This window comes from Sporolactobacillus shoreae (assembly GCF_004684935.1).
In the GTDB taxonomy this organism is placed as follows: Bacteria; Bacillota; Bacilli; order Bacillales; family Sporolactobacillaceae; genus Sporolactobacillus; species Sporolactobacillus shoreae.
The window spans coordinates 54,065-74,739 of the sequence record NZ_SRJD01000011.1 but is presented as its reverse complement, the minus strand read 5'-3'; the positions used below and the strand labels follow the sequence as shown (position 1 = coordinate 74,739).

Here is a 20,675-nt window from a genome sequence, read left to right as displayed (position 1 = left end):
GTCCTTCCTTTTCACCTGGTTTATTCAGGCTCTTCGTCCAATAAAGATAATATAAACCAAAAGCGCGCCAACGTCACAGAAAAGAATTAAAAGCGCCATGGGGAAATAGGTCCCGCTACCGCCGAGACCGACAAGCGGCGACAGCAAACCGCCGACCGTGTTCATACCAAGCCCCAGTATCGCTGACGCACTGCCAGCCGCCTTACCCTGAGTCTGCATCGCGAGTGAAAAAGATGTCGTATTAACCAACCCAACCATGGAAACCACAAAGAATAGCGGCAGCATCACCGCGATCAGCCGTGGCGGATTGAGCAGTAACCCGGAGAACAGAGCTATACTGCCGACCGCCGCAATGATCGTTCCGGTGCGCAGCACTTTCTTTGCATCTGTCTTCAACGAGAGAATACCCGCCAGTTGCGACATGGCAACAATGCCAAGACCGTTCGTTGCGAAAAACAGGCTGAAGCCGATGGGCGAAACGCCGAACATGTCCTGCAGAACGAAGGAAGATCCGGATATATAGCAGAACATCGCGCCCATAACCAGTCCAAGGACAATGGCATAACCCATGAATTGCCGGTCACGGCATATCTTACCCATTGCTGAGAGTGTGCCGCCCAGCCCCCCGGTAATTCTTCTTTCACGCGGCAGTGTTTCCGGCAGGCCAAGAAAAGCGCCAAGAAACAGAATAACACCAATGAAGCCAAGAATGACGAAAACACCGTGCCAGGATGTAAATTTTAAAATAAATCCACCCATAATTGGTGCAAGAATCGGAAAAATTCCGTTGATTGCCATCAACATCGAGAAGAACTTTGTCAGTTCACGGCCTGAGTACAAGTCACGGGCAACCGCCCGGGATATGACCAGACCGGCGGCTCCGGCCAGTCCCTGCACAAAACGGAGAATGACCAGAAGTGTGATGGAACTGACTATCGAGCAAAGAAACGAAGTGACGGCAAATGCGATCAGGCCAACCAGCAGTGGTCCCTTCCGTCCATGGCTGTCACTGTACGGCCCGATGATAATCTGGCCGACAGCAAGCCCGATCAGGCACGCTGTAATGCTTAACTGCCCAAGCGATGTCGTTGTATGTAAATCCAGAGTCAGTGACGGCAGCGACGGCAGATACATATCCATCGATAGAGGTCCGAACGCGCCCAGCGCCCCTAAAATAACAACGAGCCATGCGTGCCTTCGGCGGCTCGTTTGGATGAGTTCTTCTTTTCCTGGGTCCGGTAAAATGACTTTCAAATGCAACAGCCTTTCTCTCTATTTTTATCTTGATCATCGACAAATCAATTTCATGCGTAAAGAGTCCTAGCTTCTATGTTACCATAGCAGAAAAAAATACCGAATACTCAAGTTCGTATCCGGGTTTATGAGAAGCTATATTAAAAATAAATATAGGGGGTCAACATGTTTAGGGTAATTACTTTCAGCCCCGGCCGATTTTTTCCTCAGCCAGCTCGATCTGCTTCATGATCTGATGCGGTGCGGTACCGCCTTCACTTTCACGGGCACGCATCACATTTTCAGGTAGCAGAGCCTCAAAAATGTCCTCTTCAAATAACGGACTGAACTGTTTGTACTCACTCAATTCAAGATCAAGCAGATACCTTTTATGTTCAATGGCGTAGAGCACCATTTTACCTGTAATCGCATGGGCCTCGCGGAAGGGTAGGCCTTTCTTTGCCAGATAATCAGCGATATCTGTTGCGTTCGAATAATCTTTCTCTACCGCGTGACGCATCCGGTCTTTTTTTACTGTCATTGTTTCGAGGATGGGCGCCAGCAGCTGCAGGGCACCAGTGATCGTTTTAACCGTATCGAAAATGCCTTCCTTGTCTTCCTGCATATCCTTATTGTAGGCAAGCGGCAAACCTTTCAGGACCGTAAGCAGGCCGACTAAATGGCCGAAAACACGTCCGGTTTTACCGCGCAGCAATTCGGAGACATCCGGATTCTTTTTCTGCGGCATGATGCTTGAACCGGTACAGAAGGCATCATCCAGTTCGATAAACTGGAACTCCTGGCTGCTCCAAAGCACCATTTCTTCCGATAGACGCGAAAGATGAACCATAATCAGCGAACAAGCGGACAAAGCTTCGACAACAAAGTCCCGATCGCTGACAGCGTCCATACTGTTCGGATAGATATCATCGAAATCGAGCAGTTCGGCCACACGGCGGCGGTTGATTGGAAAAGTCGTGCCGGCCAGCGCTCCTGCACCAAGCGGCAGAATATTGATCCGCTTGATGCTGTCCTGAAGGCGTCCCTTGTCGCGTTCGAACATCCAGAAATAGGCGAGCAGATGATGTGCGAATGAAATCGGCTGCGCGCGCTGCAGATGGGTATAGCCAGGCAGAATGGTATCCACATTGGCTTTCGCTTTATCGAGTAAAGCGGACTGGACATCCTTAATCAACTCGATCAGCAGTTCCGTTTTATTCCGCATATACAGGTGCATATCGGTCGCAACCTGATCATTCCGGCTGCGTCCGGTATGGAGCTTGCCGCCGACCGGACCGATTTCATCAATTAGCATCCGTTCGATATTCATATGGATATCTTCCTGATCGACGGAAAACTCAGCCTCGCCCTTTTCAATCTTGTCCAAAATTTTGTGCAGGCCATCCTGAATCGTCTGTGATTCCTCGGCAGTGACGATCCCGCACTCACCGAGCATCGTCACATGGGCCAGGCTGCCTTCGATGTCTTCTTTCGCCAGTTCCTGGTCATAGGAAATTGATGCGGTGTATTCGTCAACCAGCTTATTTGTTGACTTCGTAAACCGGCCGCCCCACAGCTTCGCCATGATTTGCCTCCGTTTCAGCATCGTCTTTGTGCACTTCCGCATTGACCTTTGTCGGCAGTCCCCATAGTTTGATAAAGCCTACTGCAGCGTTGTGGTCAAAAGCGTCGCCCTTTGTATAAGTCGCCAGTTTTTCGTTGTACAGACTCTTATCCGAAGCACGTCCAACAACGATGTGGTTCCCCTTAAACAGCTTGACTTTGACTTTTCCGGAAACGACTTCCTGCGTCTGGCTGACAAAGGCTGAAAGAGCTTCTCTGATCGGAGAATACCACAGGCCGTCATAGATGACCTGTGACATTTCTTTATCGATCAGCGGCTTGAACTTGGATACTTCCTTGGTCAGTGTGATTGTCTCAAGAGCCTGATGCGCATTGATCAGGATCAGTGCGGCCGGATTTTCATAGACTTCACGGGATTTAATGCCGACCAGACGGTTTTCCACATGATCAATCCGTCCGACACCGTGCAGGCCGCCGATTTCATTCAATTTCTTGATGATCGCAACAAATGGGAGCTTTTCACCGTTCAAAGATACTGGAACACCTTTTTCAAAGGCGATTTCGATATATTCCGGTGCGTCAGGTGTCTTTTCAATCGGATTGGTCCATTCATAAGCTGCTTCAGGCGCTTCGTTCCAGGGATTCTCCAGAACACCGGCTTCGCAAGCGCGGCCCCAGATATTGGCATCGATCGAGAACGGGTTGTCGAGATCGACTGGAATCGGAATCCCGTTCTTTGCGGCATATTTGATTTCTTCATCACGCGTCATGCCCCATTCACGGACCGGTGCAACCACTTTCAGTGATGGATCAAGTGCCTGGATGGATACTTCGAAACGGACCTGGTCATTCCCCTTGCCTGTGCAGCCGTGGGCGACGGCAATGGCGCCTTCTTTATGGGCTACATCAACAAGCAGCTTGGCGATCAGCGGGCGGGACAGTCCGGATGAAATCGGGTAGACCCCTTCGTACAAAACATTGGCTTTGAGGGCTGGTGCGAGATAGCCATCTGCCAGCAGTTCTTCAGCATCAACGACATATGATTTGATCGCACCGACATCCAGAGCCTTCTGCTTGACCATCGACAGGTCCTTGCCTTCGCCGACATTAATGCTCAGCGCAATGACATCGTAGTTGTACTTATCCTGAAGCCACTTGATACAAACAGATGTATCCAGGCCGCCTGAGTATGCTAACACAATTTTTTCTTTTGCCATAATTGAAATCCTCCTTTGATTTACCCGTTCTATGATTAATTATTTTCCATCAGACATTTTAAAATGGCCTTGTGCGCATGAAGCCGGTTTTCCGCTTCATCAAACACCACAGAATGCGGGCCGTCGATCACGTCCGGAGCGACTTCCTCCCCACGGTGTGCGGGCAGGCAGTGCATGAAAAGGTAATCCGGTTTCGCCAGGGCAGTTAACGCGTCGTCAACCTGATAACCCTGAAAATCATGCAACCGTTTCTCTTTTTCACCTTCGTCGCCCATGCTCAGCCATGTATCTGTAATGATAATATCGCATCCCTCAGCCGCTTCTTTCGGGGAATATGTGAAACCGACCCGGCAGCCGTTTGATTCAGCCCTTGTTTCGGCGTTCCGCAGAATCAGCGGATCTGGTTCATACCCTTTCGGACTGGCAACGATCAGATCCATTCCAACGGCGGCTGCCCCCTCAAGCAGTGAATGGGCCATATTGTTGTATCCGTCGCCGATGAAACAGGCTTTCAGGCCTTCGAGACGTCCTTCATGTTCATAAATTGTCAGCAAATCGGCGATGACCTGCGAGGGATGATGGGTATCCGTCAACCCGTTGATTACCGGTACGCTGGCATATTCAGCCAGCTCTTCAACCTTCTCATGGGCGAATGTTCGGATCATGATGCCGTCGACGAATCTTGAAAGGACCCTCGCCGTATCAGCAATCGTTTCTCCGCGGCCGAGCTGCATATCACGGCTGCTCAGAAAAAGTGCCGAACCGCCCAGTTGATACATGCCGACCTCGAAGGCTACCCTGGTGCGGGTTGAAGATTTCTCAAAAATCATCGCCAGTGTTTTCCCATTAAGATACGGATGCGGAATATGTTTTTTTGTTAATGCTTTCATATCCAGCGCCTGTTTTAACAACAAATTCATTTCTTCAGAAGTAAAGTCGGCGATTGTTAAAAAATCTCTGCCTTTTAATGCAGATGCCGTTTCTCTATCCGTTGCCACATCAGTCACTTCCCCTTGTTCGTCGTGTAATTTAAATCCCGGTACTCGTCAATCGTATGAACCGAAAACTCGAAGTCCCGGTCTGCCGCATGCAGCGCGGCGGTTATTGTATCAAGGCACGTATAAACCGGTATCTGATATCGGAGCGCCAGGTCCCTCATTTCAAAACCGAACGATTTCCGGTTCCTGCCGGCCGTCGGGATATTAATCACGGCGGCTACGCGGCCGCCTGCCAGCAGTTCCTTTATCGCTTCCGTTTTTTCGTCAACTTCAGCCGTTTCAACACCCGCATCCTGATAAAAGTCAGCTGTGCCGGTCGTTGCAATGATCCTGAAGCCTTTGGCAGTCAGCTGCCTGACAGCGTTCAGGCTTTCTAGTCTCTCTCTGCTCGTCACTGAGCACAGAATTACCTCTTTCTGCACCGCGCCGGCAAATGGATTTTGATTATCGAGAAAATAAGCCTTCATGAAAGCTTCATCAACGGTACTCCCCATGCCAAGCTGTTCTCCGGTCGATTTCATTTCCGGCCCAAGCACAGGATCAACGCCGGGGAGTTTCGCAAAAGAAAATACAGGTGCTTTGACCGCGTAAAAATGCGGTTCCGGACAGTATCCCTGAATCAGATCAAGATCATCCATCTTCTGACCGAGCTGGATACCGACGGCTTTTTCCACCATCGGGATACCGGTTATCTTGCTGATAATCGGGACTGTCCGGGAAGCCCGTGGATTGACCTCCAGGACAAAAACCGTTCCATCCGCAATCACAAACTGGATGTTAATCAGTCCCCTGACGTTCAGCCGTCTGCAGATCTTCTCTGTATCTTCCTCGATCTCCTGCTTCACCGCATCGGGAAGTGAATAGGACGGAAAAACAGCGATGCTGTCGCCGGAGTGCACACCCGCGCGTTCGATATGCTCGAATATACCCGGAATACAAACCTGATCTCCGTCGCTGATCGCGTCAACCTCGCACTCTGTCCCCGGCATATAGCGGTCAACAAGAAGCGGGAACGATTGAGCGCTCAGATGGTGCTCACTATGGATATACGCTTCAAGTTCTTCCGGCTTGTGGAACAGGAACATCGACTGTCCGCCGATAACAAAGGACGGCCGGACGAGGATTGGATAACCCAGCTGTTTTCCCGCTTCGGTGAGGTCTTCCAGACGGGTGGCGCTCAGGCCGCGGATATGCGGGATCTTCAGTTCGGTGAGCAATTCATAAAATTGTTCCCGGTCTTCCAGCTGATCAATTCCGTCAGTTGATGTACCCAATATTTGAATACCCGCTTTTTCAAGCGATTCAGCAACGTTCACAGCCGTCTGGCCACCAAACTGGATCAGCGCCCCCTGAACATGTTCCTTTTCAGCCACATTCAAAATATCCTCAACTGCAAGCGGCTCGAAATACAGTCGGTCGGCAACCGAGTAATCTGTGCTGACTGTCTCCGGATTATTATTGATGACAATCGCCTCATAGCCGTTTTTCTTAACAGCGAGCGTTGCCTGAACGGAGCAGTAATCAAATTCGATGCCCTGGCCGATCCGGATCGGTCCCGATCCAATAATCAGGATTTTCGGCTTATCGCTGACAGCTGCTTCGTCCACGCCCTGCCAGGTCGAATAATAATAAGGTGTCTGCGCCTCAAATTCTCCGGCACACGTATCGACAAGGTGATAGGAAGGCGTCAGCCCGATCTTAATTCTGCGCGTACGGATGGTCTGCTCAGCGGCCCCCGTGAGTTCGGACAGCCGCCGATCGCTGATGTTCATCCGTTTTGCCTGAATCAGTACCTCATCAGGCAATTCATCCCAGGGCTGCGTTTTTATTTTTCCCTCAAGATCTATAATTCCTCTTATTCCGTTCAAAAACCACAGGTCTATTTCCGTCATTTCATGAATCTCGCCTGCCGTTCGGCCTCTTCTCATTAATTCAGCGATCGCAAATAGCCTCAGATCTGTCGCATGTACAAGCTGCTCTTCCAAGGAAGCGTCCGACAAATCGTGATCGGTTTCCCTTTCCAATCCTGCAAATCCCATTTCCATGGAACGGACCCCTTTGTTCAATGCGCCCTCAAAGGTCCGGTCGATCGCCATCACTTCGCCGGTTGCCTTCATTTGTGTGCCCAGGCTGTGGTCGGCTTCCGTAAATTTATCAAAGGGAAAGCGGGGAATCTTTACAACAATATAGTCAATCGCCGGTTCAAATGAAGCGTAAGTTGTCCCGGTGATCGGATTCAGAATTTCATCCAGATAAAAGCCGACGGCGCACTTTGCGGCGACACGGGCGATCGGATAGCCGGTTGCCTTGGAAGCCAGCGCAGAGGAACGGCTGACACGCGGATTCACCTCAATAATTGCGTATTCATCAGACACTGGATTCAGCGCGAACTGGATGTTGCATCCGCCAACGATCTTGAGTGCGCGGATGATTTTCAGTGACGCGTTGCGGAGCATCTGATACTGAACGTCTGAAAGTGTCTGCGAGGGTGCGACAACGACGCTGTCACCGGTATGTACGCCGACCGGATCGACATTTTCCATGTTGCAGACAATAATGCACGTGTCATTGGCGTCACGCATCACTTCGTACTCAATTTCCTTCCAGCCCTTGATGCTCTTCTCAATCAGCACTTCATGAATCGGGCTTAGGTTCAGTCCTCTGTGAAGCACCAGATCCAAATCTTCTTCGCTATAGGCAAAACCGCCGCCCGAACCGCCCAGTGTGTAAGCCGGCCGTATAATTACGGGATAGCCGATCTTTTCAGTAAATTCAAGCCCGTCACCATAGCTGCGAATAATTTTCGATTTTGGGACAGGTTCATTGATTTCAATCATTAATTTTTTAAAAAGTTCCCGATCCTCGCCGTGCTGGATAGATTCGACCGATGTGCCGAGCAGCTCAACCCCATATTTCGCAAGAATCCCCTTTTCATAGAGTGCGACAGCCAGGTTCAACCCTGTCTGTCCGCCCAACGTTCCAATCAGCCCATCCGGATGTTCCCTGGCGATGATCTTTTCAATGGTTTGCAGTGTCAGAGGCTCGACATAGGTCCGATCAGCGATCTGGTCGTCGGTCATAATCGTCGCCGGATTATTATTGATCAGAACAACCTCGATGCCCTCTTCTTTGAGTGCCAGACAAGCCTGAGTGCCGGCATAATCAAACTCGGCAGCCTGGCCGATCACAATCGGTCCGGAACCAATGACAAGTACTTTTTTTATATCAGTACGTAACGGCATGGCTTTTTTCACCCTTGCTCTGCTTAATTGTGTCAATAAATCTTTTAAAAATAGGATGCGTATCATCAGGTCCCGGATGGGCTTCCGGATGAAACTGGACGGTCTGTATCGGAAGAGAGCGGTGCTTCAGCCCTTCAACTGATCCGTCATTGACATTCAGATAAGTTATTGCAAACGTCTTATCATCAACACTGCTTTTTTCAACGACAAAACTATGGTTTTGAGAAGTCATCCAGACCTTTCCGGTTTCTATTTCCTTGACCGGATGATTGGCGCCGCGGTGTCCGAAAAGCAGCTTTCCAGTCTTTGCCCCATATGTGAGCGCAATCAGCTGGTGGCCGAGACAAATGCCTAGTGTCGGATAACTGGCTGTTATTTTTTTCAGTTCACCGAAAAGGCTGCTTAACTGAAGCGGATCGCCAGGTCCGTTGCTCAGCATCACACCGGCCGGATGCAGGGAAGCAATCGTCTGAAAGGATGTATTATAGGGAACAACCGTCACTTTGCAGCCTTCAGAAAGAAGGGCCTTCAGCATCGATTTTTTATAGCCGTAATCAATCAGCACCACATGGGGGCCTTCCCCCGGGTATTCCGTGACATGGCCCGTTGAAACCATACTGACCGTATTCACCGGCAGCGGCCGGCTCCAGTCCACTCCGCTTGCGTCAGGGTTATCACTGATAACTGCCTTCATCGTCCCGCTTTTTCGCACGGCTTTTACAACGGCCCGCGTATCCACACCGGCAAGGCCGGGAATACCTGATTCTTGCAGCCACTGATCCACTGTTTTGACGCACTGATAATGGCTCGGTACCTGGCATAGATTCGCAAAAATGGCGCCCTGCATCTGGATTTTCTCATGCTCGCTGTCGGTGGTATTGATTCCATAGTTGCCAATCAGCGGATAACAAAATGTCATAATCTGTCCGGCGTAAGAGGGGTCGGTCATGATTTCCTGGTAGCCGGTCATGCTTGTGTTAAAAACAATTTCGCCCATCACCGGTTCTTGTTTGCCTACATAAATCCCAGGAAAAAGTTCACCCGATTCCAGAATCAGATAGCCTTTTCTCATCATCATCCCCCCCTTTTTATTGTTTGTTCAGGACCTCGCCCAAGGCCTTAATAAAGTGATCGATTTCCGAATTGGTTACCACAAGAGGCGGTAAAATACGCAATACATTTTTTCCCGCGGTCAGAATCAGCACATTTTGCTCTTCCCTTAGCTGATTCACGGCATCAATTGCCGGAAAAGTTGTCTCAACACCGATTAAAAGGCCTTTCCCGCGAACATCTTTTATCAGGCCGGGATATTTTGCCTTTAGTTCAATCAGTTTGCCGTTCAGGTATGCCGCACTCTTTTCGCAGTGTTCCAGCACATGCTGCTTTTCAAATGCTTCCAGCGTCGCCACGCCTGCCGTTGTCGCAAACGGATTGCCGCCAAAAGTCGAGCCGTGAGTCCCCGGGGTCATGACCTGTGACACGTGCTTCTTCGCCATGAATGCCCCGATCGGAATGCCTGATCCCAGCGCTTTCGCCGCAGTCACGACATCCGGTTCAATGCCGTACTGCTGATAAGCGAACAGTGTACCGGTACGTCCGATGCCTGTCTGGACTTCATCGACCATCAGCAGCATCCCTTTTTCCTTGCACACGTCGGCCAGCGCTTTAATCCATGATGGGTCGGCAGGAATTACTCCGCCTTCGCCCTGTACCATTTCGAGCATCACCGCGATGCAGTCGTCATCTTCCTTAAGAGCCTGAATGGCTTCATCGCTGTTATAAGGAAGATAGCGGAATCCCGGCATTAGCGGGCCAAAACCATTTTGAATTTTCTCTTGGGCTGTCGCTGTCAGTGTCGCCATCGTCCGCCCGTGGAACGAGTGATTGAAGGTCACAATATGCCCATTATCTTTTCCCTTGATCAGATGCGCGTAGCGGCGGGCAAGCTTGATTGCCCCTTCATTCGCTTCCGCACCGCTGTTGCAGAAGAAGACCTGGTCGCAACATGTCAGCTTGGTCAGCATTCCTGCCAGCTTTTCCTGAGATGCTATATGAAAAAGGTTCGAGCAGTGCCACAGTGTATCCAGCTGCTTTTTCAGCACTTCTTCGACAGCGTCAGGCACATGACCAAGGGCGCACACCGCAATTCCAGAGGTAAAATCAAGATATTTTTTCCCTGCATCATCCCAGACATAGCAGCCTTTTCCTTTGACAATCGTTACCGGAAAGCGGCCGTACGCCGACATGACCGGAGCTATTTTTTCCACAGATTCCATATTAAGCATGGAGAGCCTCCTCTTTAAGAAATATTCTGGTGCCTACCTTAGCACCCTTTGTATAGTCAATCAGGCAATCCGGCATCGTGCCGCTGACAATAACAACTTCGGGGACATGCCGCCTTAAGCTCTCCACCGCAGCCATTACTTTTGGAATCATGCCACCGCTGATTTTTTTGGTTTCAATAAGGTTTGCAATCTCCTGGTCAGAGACTTGATCAAGGCGCTGCATTTTGCCATTCTGCTCGACAAGGATACCGGGCACGTCACTGATAAAGCACAATCTTCCGTTCAGCGCGGAAGCGATGGCCGCCGCCGCCTGATCCGCATTAATATTGTAATGCTGCCCCATTCTATCCATCGAAATCGGCGAAACCACAGGAATCAATCCTTTGTCACAAAGGTCTGTGACGATTTCCGGATGAACCGACACGATATCGCCTACGAATCCTAGGGCCCGGTCTTCGGAGGGCGACGCTGTGAACAGGTGGCCATCAATACCGCTCACCCCGGCAGCCTTGCCGCCTGCGTTGCAGATGTTTGCGACCAGCTGTTTGTTCATCGTCCCGCTCAATACCGCTTCAACGACTTCCAGTACTTCTTTTGTCGTCACACGCAGCCCATTGTGAAACGCTGTCGGTATCTGACGTTTTTCCAGTGTCTGTGAGATTGCGGGACCGCCGCCATGAACAATAATCGGTTTCCACTTTCCGTCCGCCTGGATCGCCTGTATGCTTTTGAAAAATGCAGGAGTCAGTTTATCAAAAACAGATCCGCCGCATTTAATCACCAGATAATGATTCATTTTTTCCTCCTGCAAGTTATCAAAAGTTTTATGAGCGGTAAGAAGCGTTGATCTTCACGTAATTGTAAGTGAGGTCGCAGCCCCACGCCACAGCTTCGCCGCTGCCTTCACCCATATCCGCATGAATTACGATGCTGTCCTGGTCAAGATAGGCCTTGGCTTCTTCCTCACTGAATGCGACCGGAATACCGCTCGCAAAAAGAGTTATTCCGCCAATATCCAGTGTCACTTTATCGGGGTCAAACGATTCGCCGCTGTACCCCATCGCGCAGACAACGCGTCCCCAATTGGCGTCACTGCCGAATATGGCCGTCTTAACCAGGCTCGAGCCGACAATTGATTTGCTGATCGCATCCGCCGAGTGTTCATTTTTCGCGCCGGTCACCCGGACTTCAATCAGTTTCGTCGCTCCTTCACCGTCACCGGCGATGAACTTGGCAAGTCCCTGACAGACCGCTTTCAAACCGGCGAGAAAGGTTCCCCATTCAGGATGTTCCGATGTTAGTTTCGTATTTCCCGCCATTCCGTTTGCCAGAACAAGAACCATATCGTTGGTGCTCGTATCACCATCCACTGTAATTCGGTTAAACGTACGGTCTGTTACTGATTTAAGTGCGGCGTGCAGATCTTCTGAATCAACCGCGGCGTCCGTCGTCACAAAGCCAAGCATCGTGGCCATATTCGGGCGAATCATTCCGGAGCCCTTGCACGCGCCACCGATCGTAACTGTTTTGCCATCAATTTCAAATTGGACAGCCAGATGTTTCGAATGTGTATCTGTTGTCAGGATTGCTTCTTCAAAAGGCGCGTCTGCCCCCTGAAGCGAAATTCTGTTGATCCCTTTTTCCATTTTATCCATCGGAAGCTGAAGCCCAATCACGCCGGTGGAGGCTACTCCGACAAGATGTTCCGGCAGGCCGAGATGATCGGCGATCCATTTTCTGGTTGTGAAGGCATTTGCCATACCTTCTTCCCCGGTACATGAGTTCGCACTGACGGTATTGACAAGTATCGCCTGAAGGCTGTTCTCCTCCGCCAGGCTCTCCTTAGTGACCTTAAGCGGTGCCGCCTGAAAAAGGTTTGTGGTGTAGACACCGGCTGCCGCAGCCGGTACCTGTGAATAAATCCAGCCCATATCCGGTTTACTTCTTCTCATCCCGATGTTCTGGCCACCTGTGATAAAACCCTTTGGTGAGCCGACACTGCCGTTCTTTATTTCTATGAATTTTGAATGCTGTTCTATTATTTTTTCCACGATTTTTCTCCTTCTCACGGATAGATCGGGGTAAGCTTGAGTCCGGTCTGTTCGTCCCATCCCTTAATTATGTTCAGATTCTGAATTGCCTGACCTGCGGCGCCTTTAACCACATTATCAATGACTGACACAATCGTCAGGCGCCTTGACCGTCCGTCGACATTCAGCCCGATATCACAGAAATTTGATCCGACAACCTCTTTTGTCGCAGGCCATGTGCCTATCGGCCTGATCCTGACAAAAGGTGATTTCTCATAGTACCGTTCATAGAGCTGAAGAAACTCCCGGGTTGAATAGCCTTTTTCCATCGTCGCATATATGGTTGTCATCAGCCCCCGGGTCATCGGTATCAAATGTGTTGTAAAAGTCACCGGATGAGTTTCTCCGCTGAGTGCCGCGATTTCCTGCTCAATTTCAGGCAGATGCTTATGTGTGCCAAGTTTATAGGCTTTCACACTCTCATTAACTTCACAGTACAGGTTCCCAAGTACCATCTGTTTCCCTGATCCTGAGACACCCGATTTCCCGTCGATGATGATCGAGCCCGGATCAATCGCCCCGTCCTTAAGTGCGGGCGCGAGACCAAGCAGTGTAGCTGTCGGATAACAGCCGGGGTTGGCAATAAAACTCGCCCCTTCGATCTGCCTTCGGTTGACCTCCGAGAGTCCGTAAACCGCGTCGTTCAGAAGAGAAGCATCTGCCGGCGCGTGATGATACCAAGTTTCATATGCTTCAGGATCCTTCAGGCGAAAGTCACCGGAAAGATCGATGCAGGTCAGACCGCGCTTCAGACATTCCGGCAGAAGATCCTTACTGATGCCTGCCGGAGTTGCGAAGAAAACGACATCCACCCTTTCGGCAAGTTTATCCGCGTCGAAGTCTTCAAGCGGTTTATCCAGCAGTCCGGACAAATGAGGGTAGACATCGGAAATGGATGCCCCCTTTGTGGAATGAGAAACCAGCATTTCCAATTCGATGGAGGGATGATTCATTAACAGACGAATCAACTCAATGCCGCTATAACCATTTGCTCCTACAATACCTGCTTTCACCTGAATTGCCTCCAGTTTAAGAACATTCGCTTTTTTCACTCTTCATTTAGTCCACTGCTGCTTCAGAGAAGTAAACCGGCTGAGTAAATGACCGCCTTATTTCCCTGTTTCCCCAGAAATAAATTAAAAACGCCCGCCTCTTTTATCGATAAAAGAGACGAGCGTTGATCACATTGCCCGCGGTACCACTCTGGTTATCTCCATAATAAATCGGAGATCTGCTTAGGTTCTCTGTAACGGGAGCTCCCGGACAGCCCTACATACTGTTTCAGGCTGTCGCCTCGGAAGTGCGTTTCACAATAGTCTGCTGCGCCGGCTCCCATCGTCCCGGCTCGCTTCCGCAGCTTATTATTGCTACTCTCTTCTTCATCGGCTTCATTTCATAGAATTTGTGGAATCTTGCTGTCATTTCTGGCTTGGTGCTATCTATTATACAGGGGCTGGGCAGGAAGTCAACCCCGAAATGCATATTCATTGAACTTTTTTTCAGACGGCCATTTTGGCTCCCGGCATGGCCAATTCATGAGAAAGGCTCCTCAACCTCTCATCAAAATTTAATAATCTTCTTATCTGGGGCGGAAAAAGATTATGCTATAATGAATAAGCTTGTATCAGGGCTTTTCTTAATTGTTATGAAAATTACCTTTTAAGGTTGGTGAACCCATTGCTTCTTTTGACTGCAATTATTCTGGGCGCTGTTGAAGGCTTGACTGAATTCGCGCCTGTGTCATCCACAGGGCATCTGATTCTTGTTGGAAACCTGCTGCACTTTACAGGTAACAGAGCTGTTGTTTTTGAAGTCATTATTCAGCTTGGTTCGATCTTGGCTGTTGTTGTACTCTATTGGAAAAGGTTGTGGAGCCTTTTCGGTTTCTATCGTAATGTTCCGAAAAGCGGACCCAGCCATTTGAATCTGCTGCACATCATTATCGCAGGTATTCCGGCCGGAATTCTCGGTGTCGCTCTCAAGAATTTCATTACATCTAAATTGTTCTCGCCGGGAAGTGTTCTGATTGCGCTCGTCGTCGGGGGCATTGTCATGATTTTTGCAGAATGGGTGGCCGGACGCCGTGAAGGTAATGGAACAACACAGGTCAGCTATAGCCAGGCCTTTGTCATCGGCCTGTTCCAGGTCCTCTCCCTGTGGTCCGGTTTTTCACGGTCGGGATCAACGATGTCGGGTGGACTCATCGCTGGTGTTGAACGGAAAACAGCTGCAGAATTTTCTTTCATTCTGGCAGTTCCAATGATGATTGGTGCCAGCGGAGTTGAAGTTTTAAAGGATCTCAGCGTCATCAAAGCCAACCTGCCGCTCTTTATTGTCGGTTTTTTTGTGGCTTTCATTGTGGCTCTGTTGGCCATTGTTACCTTTATGAGATTGCTGAAACGTTATACACTCGTACCGTTTGCCGTCTATCGCTTTATTATTGCTGCCGCTTTTGGTGTGCTGTGGATTCTAATCCCAGGACTTTTTGGATAAAAAATAAGACGACTGTCCCGTCGGGCTATGGCTTTGCAAAACATGCAAGGTCATGCCAGACGGGATTTTTTATTTCCATTTGTCCTGTGTGTGCTACTCGCGGAAAATATGCGATACAATGATAGAAGTGCTTCCTGAATACAAAAAGGAGGTTGGTGAGTTTGAGCAAGACCATTTGTATTTATGCGGGATCAAATCTGGGAAACGATCCGGAATACGCGGCAGGAGCTCTCAAGCTTGGAGATGCGATTGCGCGCAAGGGATGGGGTCTGATATACGGCGGCTCATCCATTGGGCTGATGGGAATTATTGCCGACCGTGTCCTTGAAAAAGGTGGAGAAGTCACAGGTGTGATGCCAAAGGGACTGGTCCTCGGCGAAATGGCTCATACTCATCTGACAAGGCTTCTTGAAGTTGACAGCATGCATGCCCGGAAAGATAAAATGAATGAGCTCTCCGACGGATTCATTGCGCTTCCCGGAGGAATTGGCACCTTTGACGAATTATTTGAAATCCTGTGCTGGGCACAGATTGGTATTCATCATAAACCCATCGGCCTGCTGAATGCCGCCGGTTATTTCGATTCGCTTCTCACATTGATTCAGCACTCCATCGACCATGAGTTTGCTAATCAGTCGAACCTTGATCTGCTGTGCGTGTCGGATAATCCTGATGAGCTGCTCGACAAGATGGCCGCGTACATCCCTCCGGATCTCGGAAACAAATGGCGCCAGCTGGCAAAAGGAAAGACAGGACATTGAGACAGCTTTTTATTTCTTTGGCAATCCATTCTCAGCTGAACAAAAAAAAGATCCGCAAGTTCTGAAATCAGCTTGTGGATCTGTTTTTGCTTTTTAATCTATTAATTATATTGCGGAACATCATAGAGAAGATTCTTGAGCTTGGCCTGAACATACAATTTTTCCATGTTGCTTGTTTGTTTCACAGCCCAGCCTGTGTCTGTGGCATATTGATGTGCCGCACTCCCACCAACCAGGGCATCCGGATTCCAACGCATTTTATATAAGGTATCCTGCTGATAATTTTGGTTATAGATATAGTTGGCGGCAATCCACTTTGCGCCGCCAAAAATTGCGTCAGCCGGCGTGTACCATTTTCCTTGAAGAGCGAGCGCCGCGCCGCCATTCAGCGGGTCAAGATCAAATGCGCCGATACCAAACATATTATAAACAGTGTATCCTTTATAGGAGACTCCATTTGCAAGGGATGAATTTCCATTCCCTGTCTCGAGCAGCGCGTGCGCAACGAGATAAATCTCATTCACACTATATTTTTGGGCGGCATGAACAAAATCCGCACCATGGCCCGCCAGGATCCCATCCCCCTTCAGCAAGGAGTTCACTTGCGATGCTGTCACTCCTGAAAGAGATGACAGTTTTAAAAACTGGAAATAATCAGGTGTTCCCTGTTGAAAATTATTGGGGTTCAGATAATAAGCCAAATCAGACGATGAGTTTACCTTCTGTTCAAGTGCTAGCGCCTGTCCGAAAGTCATCGGATATTTCGTGTAAGAATAGGCAACATCGCCGGCCTGCTCATTCGTTACTGTCTCCTGCGTGATATAAGCGTCGGAAACATAGCCGTCCTGGCCATTGTAGCTGATCTTGACCCATCCGTTATCGGTGGTTGTCAGCCATTCCACTTTTGCGCCCTTCTGAAAAGAGGTCAGCTTGCCATATGAAGTACCTGGCCCCTTTCTGAAATTGACACCTGACCCGGTAATCACGCCGTATGTGTTTGTACTGGTCACTATCGGTGCAGGGGCTGTCTGCTGGCCTCCGGAAGTAGAAGTCCCGTCTTTCTGAACATAATCACTGGAAACATAAGCCGTTCCGTTTCCGTATTTAATTTCCAGCCAGCTGCCGCTTGTGCTAACGACCTCAACGCTGCTCCCCTTCTTCAGGGTTGTTTTTATTTGGCTTGACGTACTCGCCGCAGCCCGGACATTCAGATCATCGGTCGTCGTTCCCGTATACTGGACCTTGGGCGTGGCAAGGGTACTGCCGGGTTTAGCAACATACGAGCTGGATACATACGCGACGCCGTTGTTGTAATTTATCTTCAACCAGCTGCCACTCGTACCGATGACTTCAACGCTGCTTCCCTTCTTAAGAGTTGCCTTTATTTGACTCGATGTACTCGCCGCAGCCCGGACATTCAAATCATCCGTTGTTGTCCCCGTATACACTACTTTAGCCGGAGCACTTGGCTCAGACGGCGAAGGTGCAGGGGTGCTGTTCCCTGGCTTTGCCACATATTTCGCGGATACATAGGCAACACTGTTGTTGTAATTTATCTTCAGCCAACTGCTGCTCGTACCAACGACATTGACATTGCTTCCCTTTTTAAGAGTGGTCAAAATTTTATCTGAAGTTGATGTGCCAGTGCGAACATTTAAATTCGATGTTGTTTGGGCGGTATAGATCGTTTTTGGGGGTGCCACGATTGATCCGCCTGCACTGACATATGTTGAAGAGACATAGGCTGAACCGTTCTTATAGCTGATCTGCAGCCAGCCGTCCGAAGTTTTTCCTATAACGGTCACAGGAGTTCCCTTCTGGAGCGTAGCCAGAATGGTACCCTTCAGATTCGGCAGGAAACGGATATTCAAATTATCAGTCGTCTGGCCCTGATAAGCAGAAACTTTTTGCACGGCTTGTGCCGGCGCTGGTTTTGATTTCACAGCCGCCTTAACTACATAGGCTCCGTCGACATAGGCTGATTTGTTTTTATAGACGATTTTCAGCCAGTTTCCCTTTTCGCTCTTTCCCGCAATGCCGGTTACCTGAAAGGTATCGCCCTGTTTCAGTAGCCCGATTCTGGGCTGACCCGTGCTGGGCGTATTCCGGACATTCAGAGTTGTTGTCGCCTGCCCCGTATAGGGCTGGAAAGAAGCCGCGAGTACGTCGGACGGCATCGCAGAAGCTACCGCCGCTACTGCTGCTGCTGTTGCAAAAGTTCCTATAGCTGCCAGGCTGTGATTTGGATTCAAGGTACTGCACCCCCACAAATTGAATCAAAATGATGAAAAGTTTTCTAATCCGTGTCCAAACTGAAGAACCGTATCCGGCCTAATCGTTTTAGTGGGAAAATATTCATCTCTTGATAAGAAAAGGGAGTCTCAAAGGTTGGTGTAGATGAAGATACATCCGGAGCACTTAAAACGCGCCGCCGTGGAGGAGAGAAATAAACTGCTTTTCTGATTGTTTATGAAAAATAAAAATTGCCGCGGGGACTATGTCAAAAGAAATAGACCAAAGGAAGCAATTTTTAACAGACGCGTATGATGACCATAAAAAAAATCCCCATTCATTTACGCCTGATGTCTATTCGCAAACAGTCAAGTACGGCAGTCCAGCCATCGTCAGCAAAAAATGCTTTTAGATCTGAGACTTTGCGTCACTGCTTTTCAACAGTTTTGCCCTTTAGATATAAGAGATTTTCCATTCTATAGTGTTAATATAGCGCACGCGGTAAAATTTTACAAGTTCTTTCAGTGATTCCGTCCTGCTTCTTCCGGACTCCGGTGGCACTTTCAACATTATTAACCTATGAAAAATGATTCCATTTGCTCATGGCCTCTGTTTACTTTGGTCCATAGGTGATCGCCTGGCTGCCAAACTGTTTCCAGGCAGAGATAAAGTCAGACTTGTCCGCTCGGCTGTTACCCTCGTCAGAAAGTGGGTTATTAAAGTAGACAAACTTCTGTCCATATCCTGTGACAAGCACTGAGTGTTCCATAAATGAAATACGAATGTTTCCCTGCCTTGTATGCCAGTTTACCCATTGAGATTCGGGAACAGGTTGGAAGTTGATACTCGTAATTACCCAGACTGGCCGGCCGGCGACAATCTGTTTTTCTATTTCTGACCAGGAACTTCCCGTCAAATCTTCAACTCTATTACCCAGATATTGTCGTGCAAGATTGGCAACCGGTCGGTGATACACCGCCAGCCCGGGGTTATCTTTTGATCCGTGATACATGTTGCCGACAAATCCTTCATTAGGATTTCCGTTATAACCTCCTGAAGAAAACGGCACTTTCGGCATCTGGTCTGCCAGTACCATCTTGTCTGCAGAAATTCCAGCGGAGCGAAGTAGCATCGCGAGGCTGGAAATTTCGCAGCCATTTGGAAGTTCCGGTTTTTGGCTGACAAACGGTTCAATGAGATGAATTTCTTTCGGCAACGGCTTATCCTGCTTTTTCACCTCTTTTTTTGGTTGAGGTTTCTGCGATGTTTTGGGAACTTTAGGCGTCTGCGGTTTCTGCTTCTTTTTTTCAGAAGGAACTGTGACCCGTTGAGATTCCCCTGATCGAGGACTTTTCGCGGCTATGACATATTCTTTAACGACTAAATGCGTCATAAGTAAAATGACGCTGAGCAGAATCAGAAATATGATACCCGCATTTTTTATCCCCGAATTCATGGGTTTCCCCTCCCCGTCAAGGCAGCCGTCATTAGCCATTCTTCAAAAAATTGTCTGCTAAAAACATTCTATTAATTAAAACTCCGCTTTCATCCTTGTTTTCTTTCTGTAAAGCGAAGCAAATGGTAGATTGTTTCAATTGTTTTAACCGGGACCTTATACTGGTCCGCTGTTTTGATCACGAATCCCAGTATTGCCTCAAGTTCCATTTCTCTTCCGCTTTCAAGATCCTGAAGCATAGACGTCTTGTGATTCTGCACTTCCGGATTTGGAAGCAACACTTTGCTGGTGTAATCAGTGCTTATGCTGACACCGGCCGCATCTGCCGTGCTCAGAAATTCGCTTTTTACCTGAGAGAGGAGATATGCCAGATCAGGATCATCAAGCGCTTCGCCGACCCGAGTACCGGTCAGCGCGGTGAGTGGATTATAGATGATATTCCAGAGCAGTTTTTCCCATTTCACTTGCCTGATATCAGCAGATATTTCCGTTCTTATTCCGGATTCATGAAAAACTTTCACCAGATGCTCCAGCGATTTACTGCTTTTCCCTTTCTTCCATTCCCCGATCATGAGTGTACCTTCCCCGACATGGTTCACAATTCCCGGTGCTTCACGGATAATCGATATAAATGCCGACCCTCCGACCACCCGGTCATCACCGAAGATTTCAGCAAGCCTCTCCTCGTTGCCAATGCCGTTCAGCAGGCAGACGATTTCTGTTTTCGGTCCGGACAGTGTACGCAGTTTGGGAATAACGTCATCCAGCGCCGTCGATTTAATCGCGAGCAGAATAAAATCATAGTTTTCCTCCGCCCGAAGCTGCTCCGCATCGACCACCTTCACCGGCAGTGAAAAATCACCACGGATGCTTTTAACAATCAGATCATGCTGACGGAGCCGCTCCAGTGTCCTCCCCTTGGCGACAAACGTGACATCCATGTCTTTTCTTTCCAGAAGCCCTCCGAAAAAACAGCCGATCGCTCCGGCCCCAAGTACCGCAATTTTCAAGATCTTACACGCTCCTTATTCGTCGCGGATCTGTTTCAATCCGAGCCACTATTCTTCATTAACTACTTTTTTTC

Annotated in this window: 15 protein-coding genes, 1 riboswitch and 1 other annotated feature; of the genes, 2 read left to right on the top strand and 13 right to left on the bottom strand. The window is 49.0% G+C overall.

What is annotated here, in order from left to right:
- Positions 1-24: 24 nt before the first annotated feature.
- The 10 genes from E4665_RS10545 to argC form a co-directional block, all read right to left on the bottom strand.
- Entirely contained in the window at positions 25-1,254 is a 1,230-nt protein-coding gene (locus tag E4665_RS10545; RefSeq protein WP_135348764.1) for a multidrug effflux MFS transporter, read from the bottom strand.
- 184 nt (positions 1,255-1,438) lie between these two features.
- On the bottom strand, positions 1,439-2,818 hold the full coding sequence (gene argH / locus E4665_RS10540; protein ID WP_135348763.1) for an argininosuccinate lyase: 1,380 nt from the start codon (positions 2,816-2,818) through the stop codon (positions 1,439-1,441).
- On the bottom strand, positions 2,775-4,034 hold the full coding sequence (locus E4665_RS10535) for an argininosuccinate synthase (RefSeq protein WP_135348762.1): 1,260 nt from the start codon (positions 4,032-4,034) through the stop codon (positions 2,775-2,777). The genes argH and E4665_RS10535 overlap by 44 nt, the downstream gene beginning before the upstream one ends.
- A gap of 35 nt (positions 4,035-4,069) precedes the next feature.
- A complete protein-coding gene (argF, locus tag E4665_RS10530) occupies positions 4,070-4,954 on the bottom strand; it encodes an ornithine carbamoyltransferase (protein WP_241654811.1) in 885 nt (294 codons plus the stop codon).
- Between the two features lie 83 nt (positions 4,955-5,037).
- On the bottom strand, positions 5,038-8,274 hold the full coding sequence (carB, locus tag E4665_RS10525; RefSeq protein ID WP_135348760.1) for a carbamoyl-phosphate synthase (glutamine-hydrolyzing) large subunit: 3,237 nt from the start codon (positions 8,272-8,274) through the stop codon (positions 5,038-5,040).
- Complete coding sequence (locus tag E4665_RS10520) at positions 8,258-9,346, bottom strand: carbamoyl phosphate synthase small subunit (RefSeq protein ID WP_135348759.1); 1,089 nt, start codon at positions 9,344-9,346, stop codon at positions 8,258-8,260. The genes carB and E4665_RS10520 overlap by 17 nt, the downstream gene beginning before the upstream one ends.
- A gap of 16 nt (positions 9,347-9,362) precedes the next feature.
- Entirely contained in the window at positions 9,363-10,559 is a 1,197-nt protein-coding gene (locus E4665_RS10515) for an aspartate aminotransferase family protein (protein WP_135348758.1), read from the bottom strand.
- Positions 10,552-11,355, bottom strand: coding sequence for an acetylglutamate kinase (gene argB / locus E4665_RS10510; protein ID WP_135348757.1), 804 nt, complete (start codon positions 11,353-11,355; stop codon positions 10,552-10,554). Before argB ends, E4665_RS10515 begins: the two co-directional genes overlap by 8 nt.
- A 28-nt stretch (positions 11,356-11,383) precedes the next feature.
- A complete protein-coding gene (gene argJ / locus E4665_RS10505) occupies positions 11,384-12,610 on the bottom strand; it encodes a bifunctional ornithine acetyltransferase/N-acetylglutamate synthase (protein WP_135348756.1) in 1,227 nt (408 codons plus the stop codon).
- Positions 12,611-12,624: 14 nt separating this feature from the next.
- Positions 12,625-13,662, bottom strand: a complete 1,038-nt coding sequence (argC, locus tag E4665_RS10500; RefSeq protein ID WP_135348755.1) for an N-acetyl-gamma-glutamyl-phosphate reductase — start codon at positions 13,660-13,662, stop codon at positions 12,625-12,627.
- A gap of 150 nt (positions 13,663-13,812) precedes the next feature.
- Positions 13,813-14,041 (bottom strand) — a binding site (T-box leader).
- A 285-nt stretch (positions 14,042-14,326) separates the two neighbouring features.
- Between argC and E4665_RS10495 the strand changes: the two genes are divergently transcribed.
- Positions 14,327-15,142, top strand: coding sequence for an undecaprenyl-diphosphate phosphatase (locus E4665_RS10495; RefSeq protein ID WP_135348754.1), 816 nt, complete (start codon positions 14,327-14,329; stop codon positions 15,140-15,142).
- A gap of 161 nt (positions 15,143-15,303) precedes the next feature.
- Positions 15,304-15,903, top strand: a complete 600-nt coding sequence (locus tag E4665_RS10490; RefSeq protein ID WP_135348753.1) for an LOG family protein — start codon at positions 15,304-15,306, stop codon at positions 15,901-15,903.
- A 101-nt stretch (positions 15,904-16,004) separates the two neighbouring features.
- Here E4665_RS10490 and E4665_RS10485 read toward each other — a convergent pair whose 3' ends face one another.
- From E4665_RS10485 to E4665_RS10475, 3 genes are all read right to left on the bottom strand, one after another.
- The gene (locus E4665_RS10485; protein WP_135348752.1) at positions 16,005-18,155 is read right to left on the bottom strand and encodes an SH3 domain-containing protein; all 2,151 of its coding nucleotides are present in this window, start codon (positions 18,153-18,155) and stop codon (positions 16,005-16,007) included.
- A 353-nt stretch (positions 18,156-18,508) separates the two neighbouring features.
- A riboswitch (cyclic di-GMP riboswitch) is annotated at positions 18,509-18,596 on the bottom strand.
- 152 nt (positions 18,597-18,748) lie between these two features.
- Positions 18,749-19,591, bottom strand: a complete 843-nt coding sequence (locus E4665_RS10480) for a C39 family peptidase (RefSeq protein ID WP_135348751.1) — start codon at positions 19,589-19,591, stop codon at positions 18,749-18,751.
- Positions 19,592-19,680: 89 nt separating this feature from the next.
- On the bottom strand, positions 19,681-20,601 hold the full coding sequence (locus tag E4665_RS10475) for a ketopantoate reductase family protein (protein WP_135348750.1): 921 nt from the start codon (positions 20,599-20,601) through the stop codon (positions 19,681-19,683).
- Between the last annotated feature and the right edge of the window lie 74 nt (positions 20,602-20,675).

Coding starts and splice junctions, on each gene's coding strand:
- argB (WP_135348757.1), bottom strand. CDS start 11,355: ATGAATCATTATCTGGTGATTAAATGCGGCGGATCTGTTTTTGATAAA.
- argH (WP_135348763.1), bottom strand. CDS start 2,818: ATGGCGAAGCTGTGGGGCGGCCGGTTTACGAAGTCAACAAATAAGCTG.
- argF (WP_241654811.1), bottom strand. CDS start 4,954: ATGAATTTGTTGTTAAAACAGGCGCTGGATATGAAAGCATTAACAAAA.
- E4665_RS10515 (WP_135348758.1), bottom strand. CDS start 10,559: ATGCTTAATATGGAATCTGTGGAAAAAATAGCTCCGGTCATGTCGGCG.
- E4665_RS10520 (WP_135348759.1), bottom strand. CDS start 9,346: ATGAGAAAAGGCTATCTGATTCTGGAATCGGGTGAACTTTTTCCTGGG.
- E4665_RS10535 (WP_135348762.1), bottom strand. CDS start 4,034: ATGGCAAAAGAAAAAATTGTGTTAGCATACTCAGGCGGCCTGGATACA.
- carB (WP_135348760.1), bottom strand. CDS start 8,274: ATGCCGTTACGTACTGATATAAAAAAAGTACTTGTCATTGGTTCCGGA.
- E4665_RS10480 (WP_135348751.1), bottom strand. CDS start 19,591: ATGAATTCGGGGATAAAAAATGCGGGTATCATATTTCTGATTCTGCTC.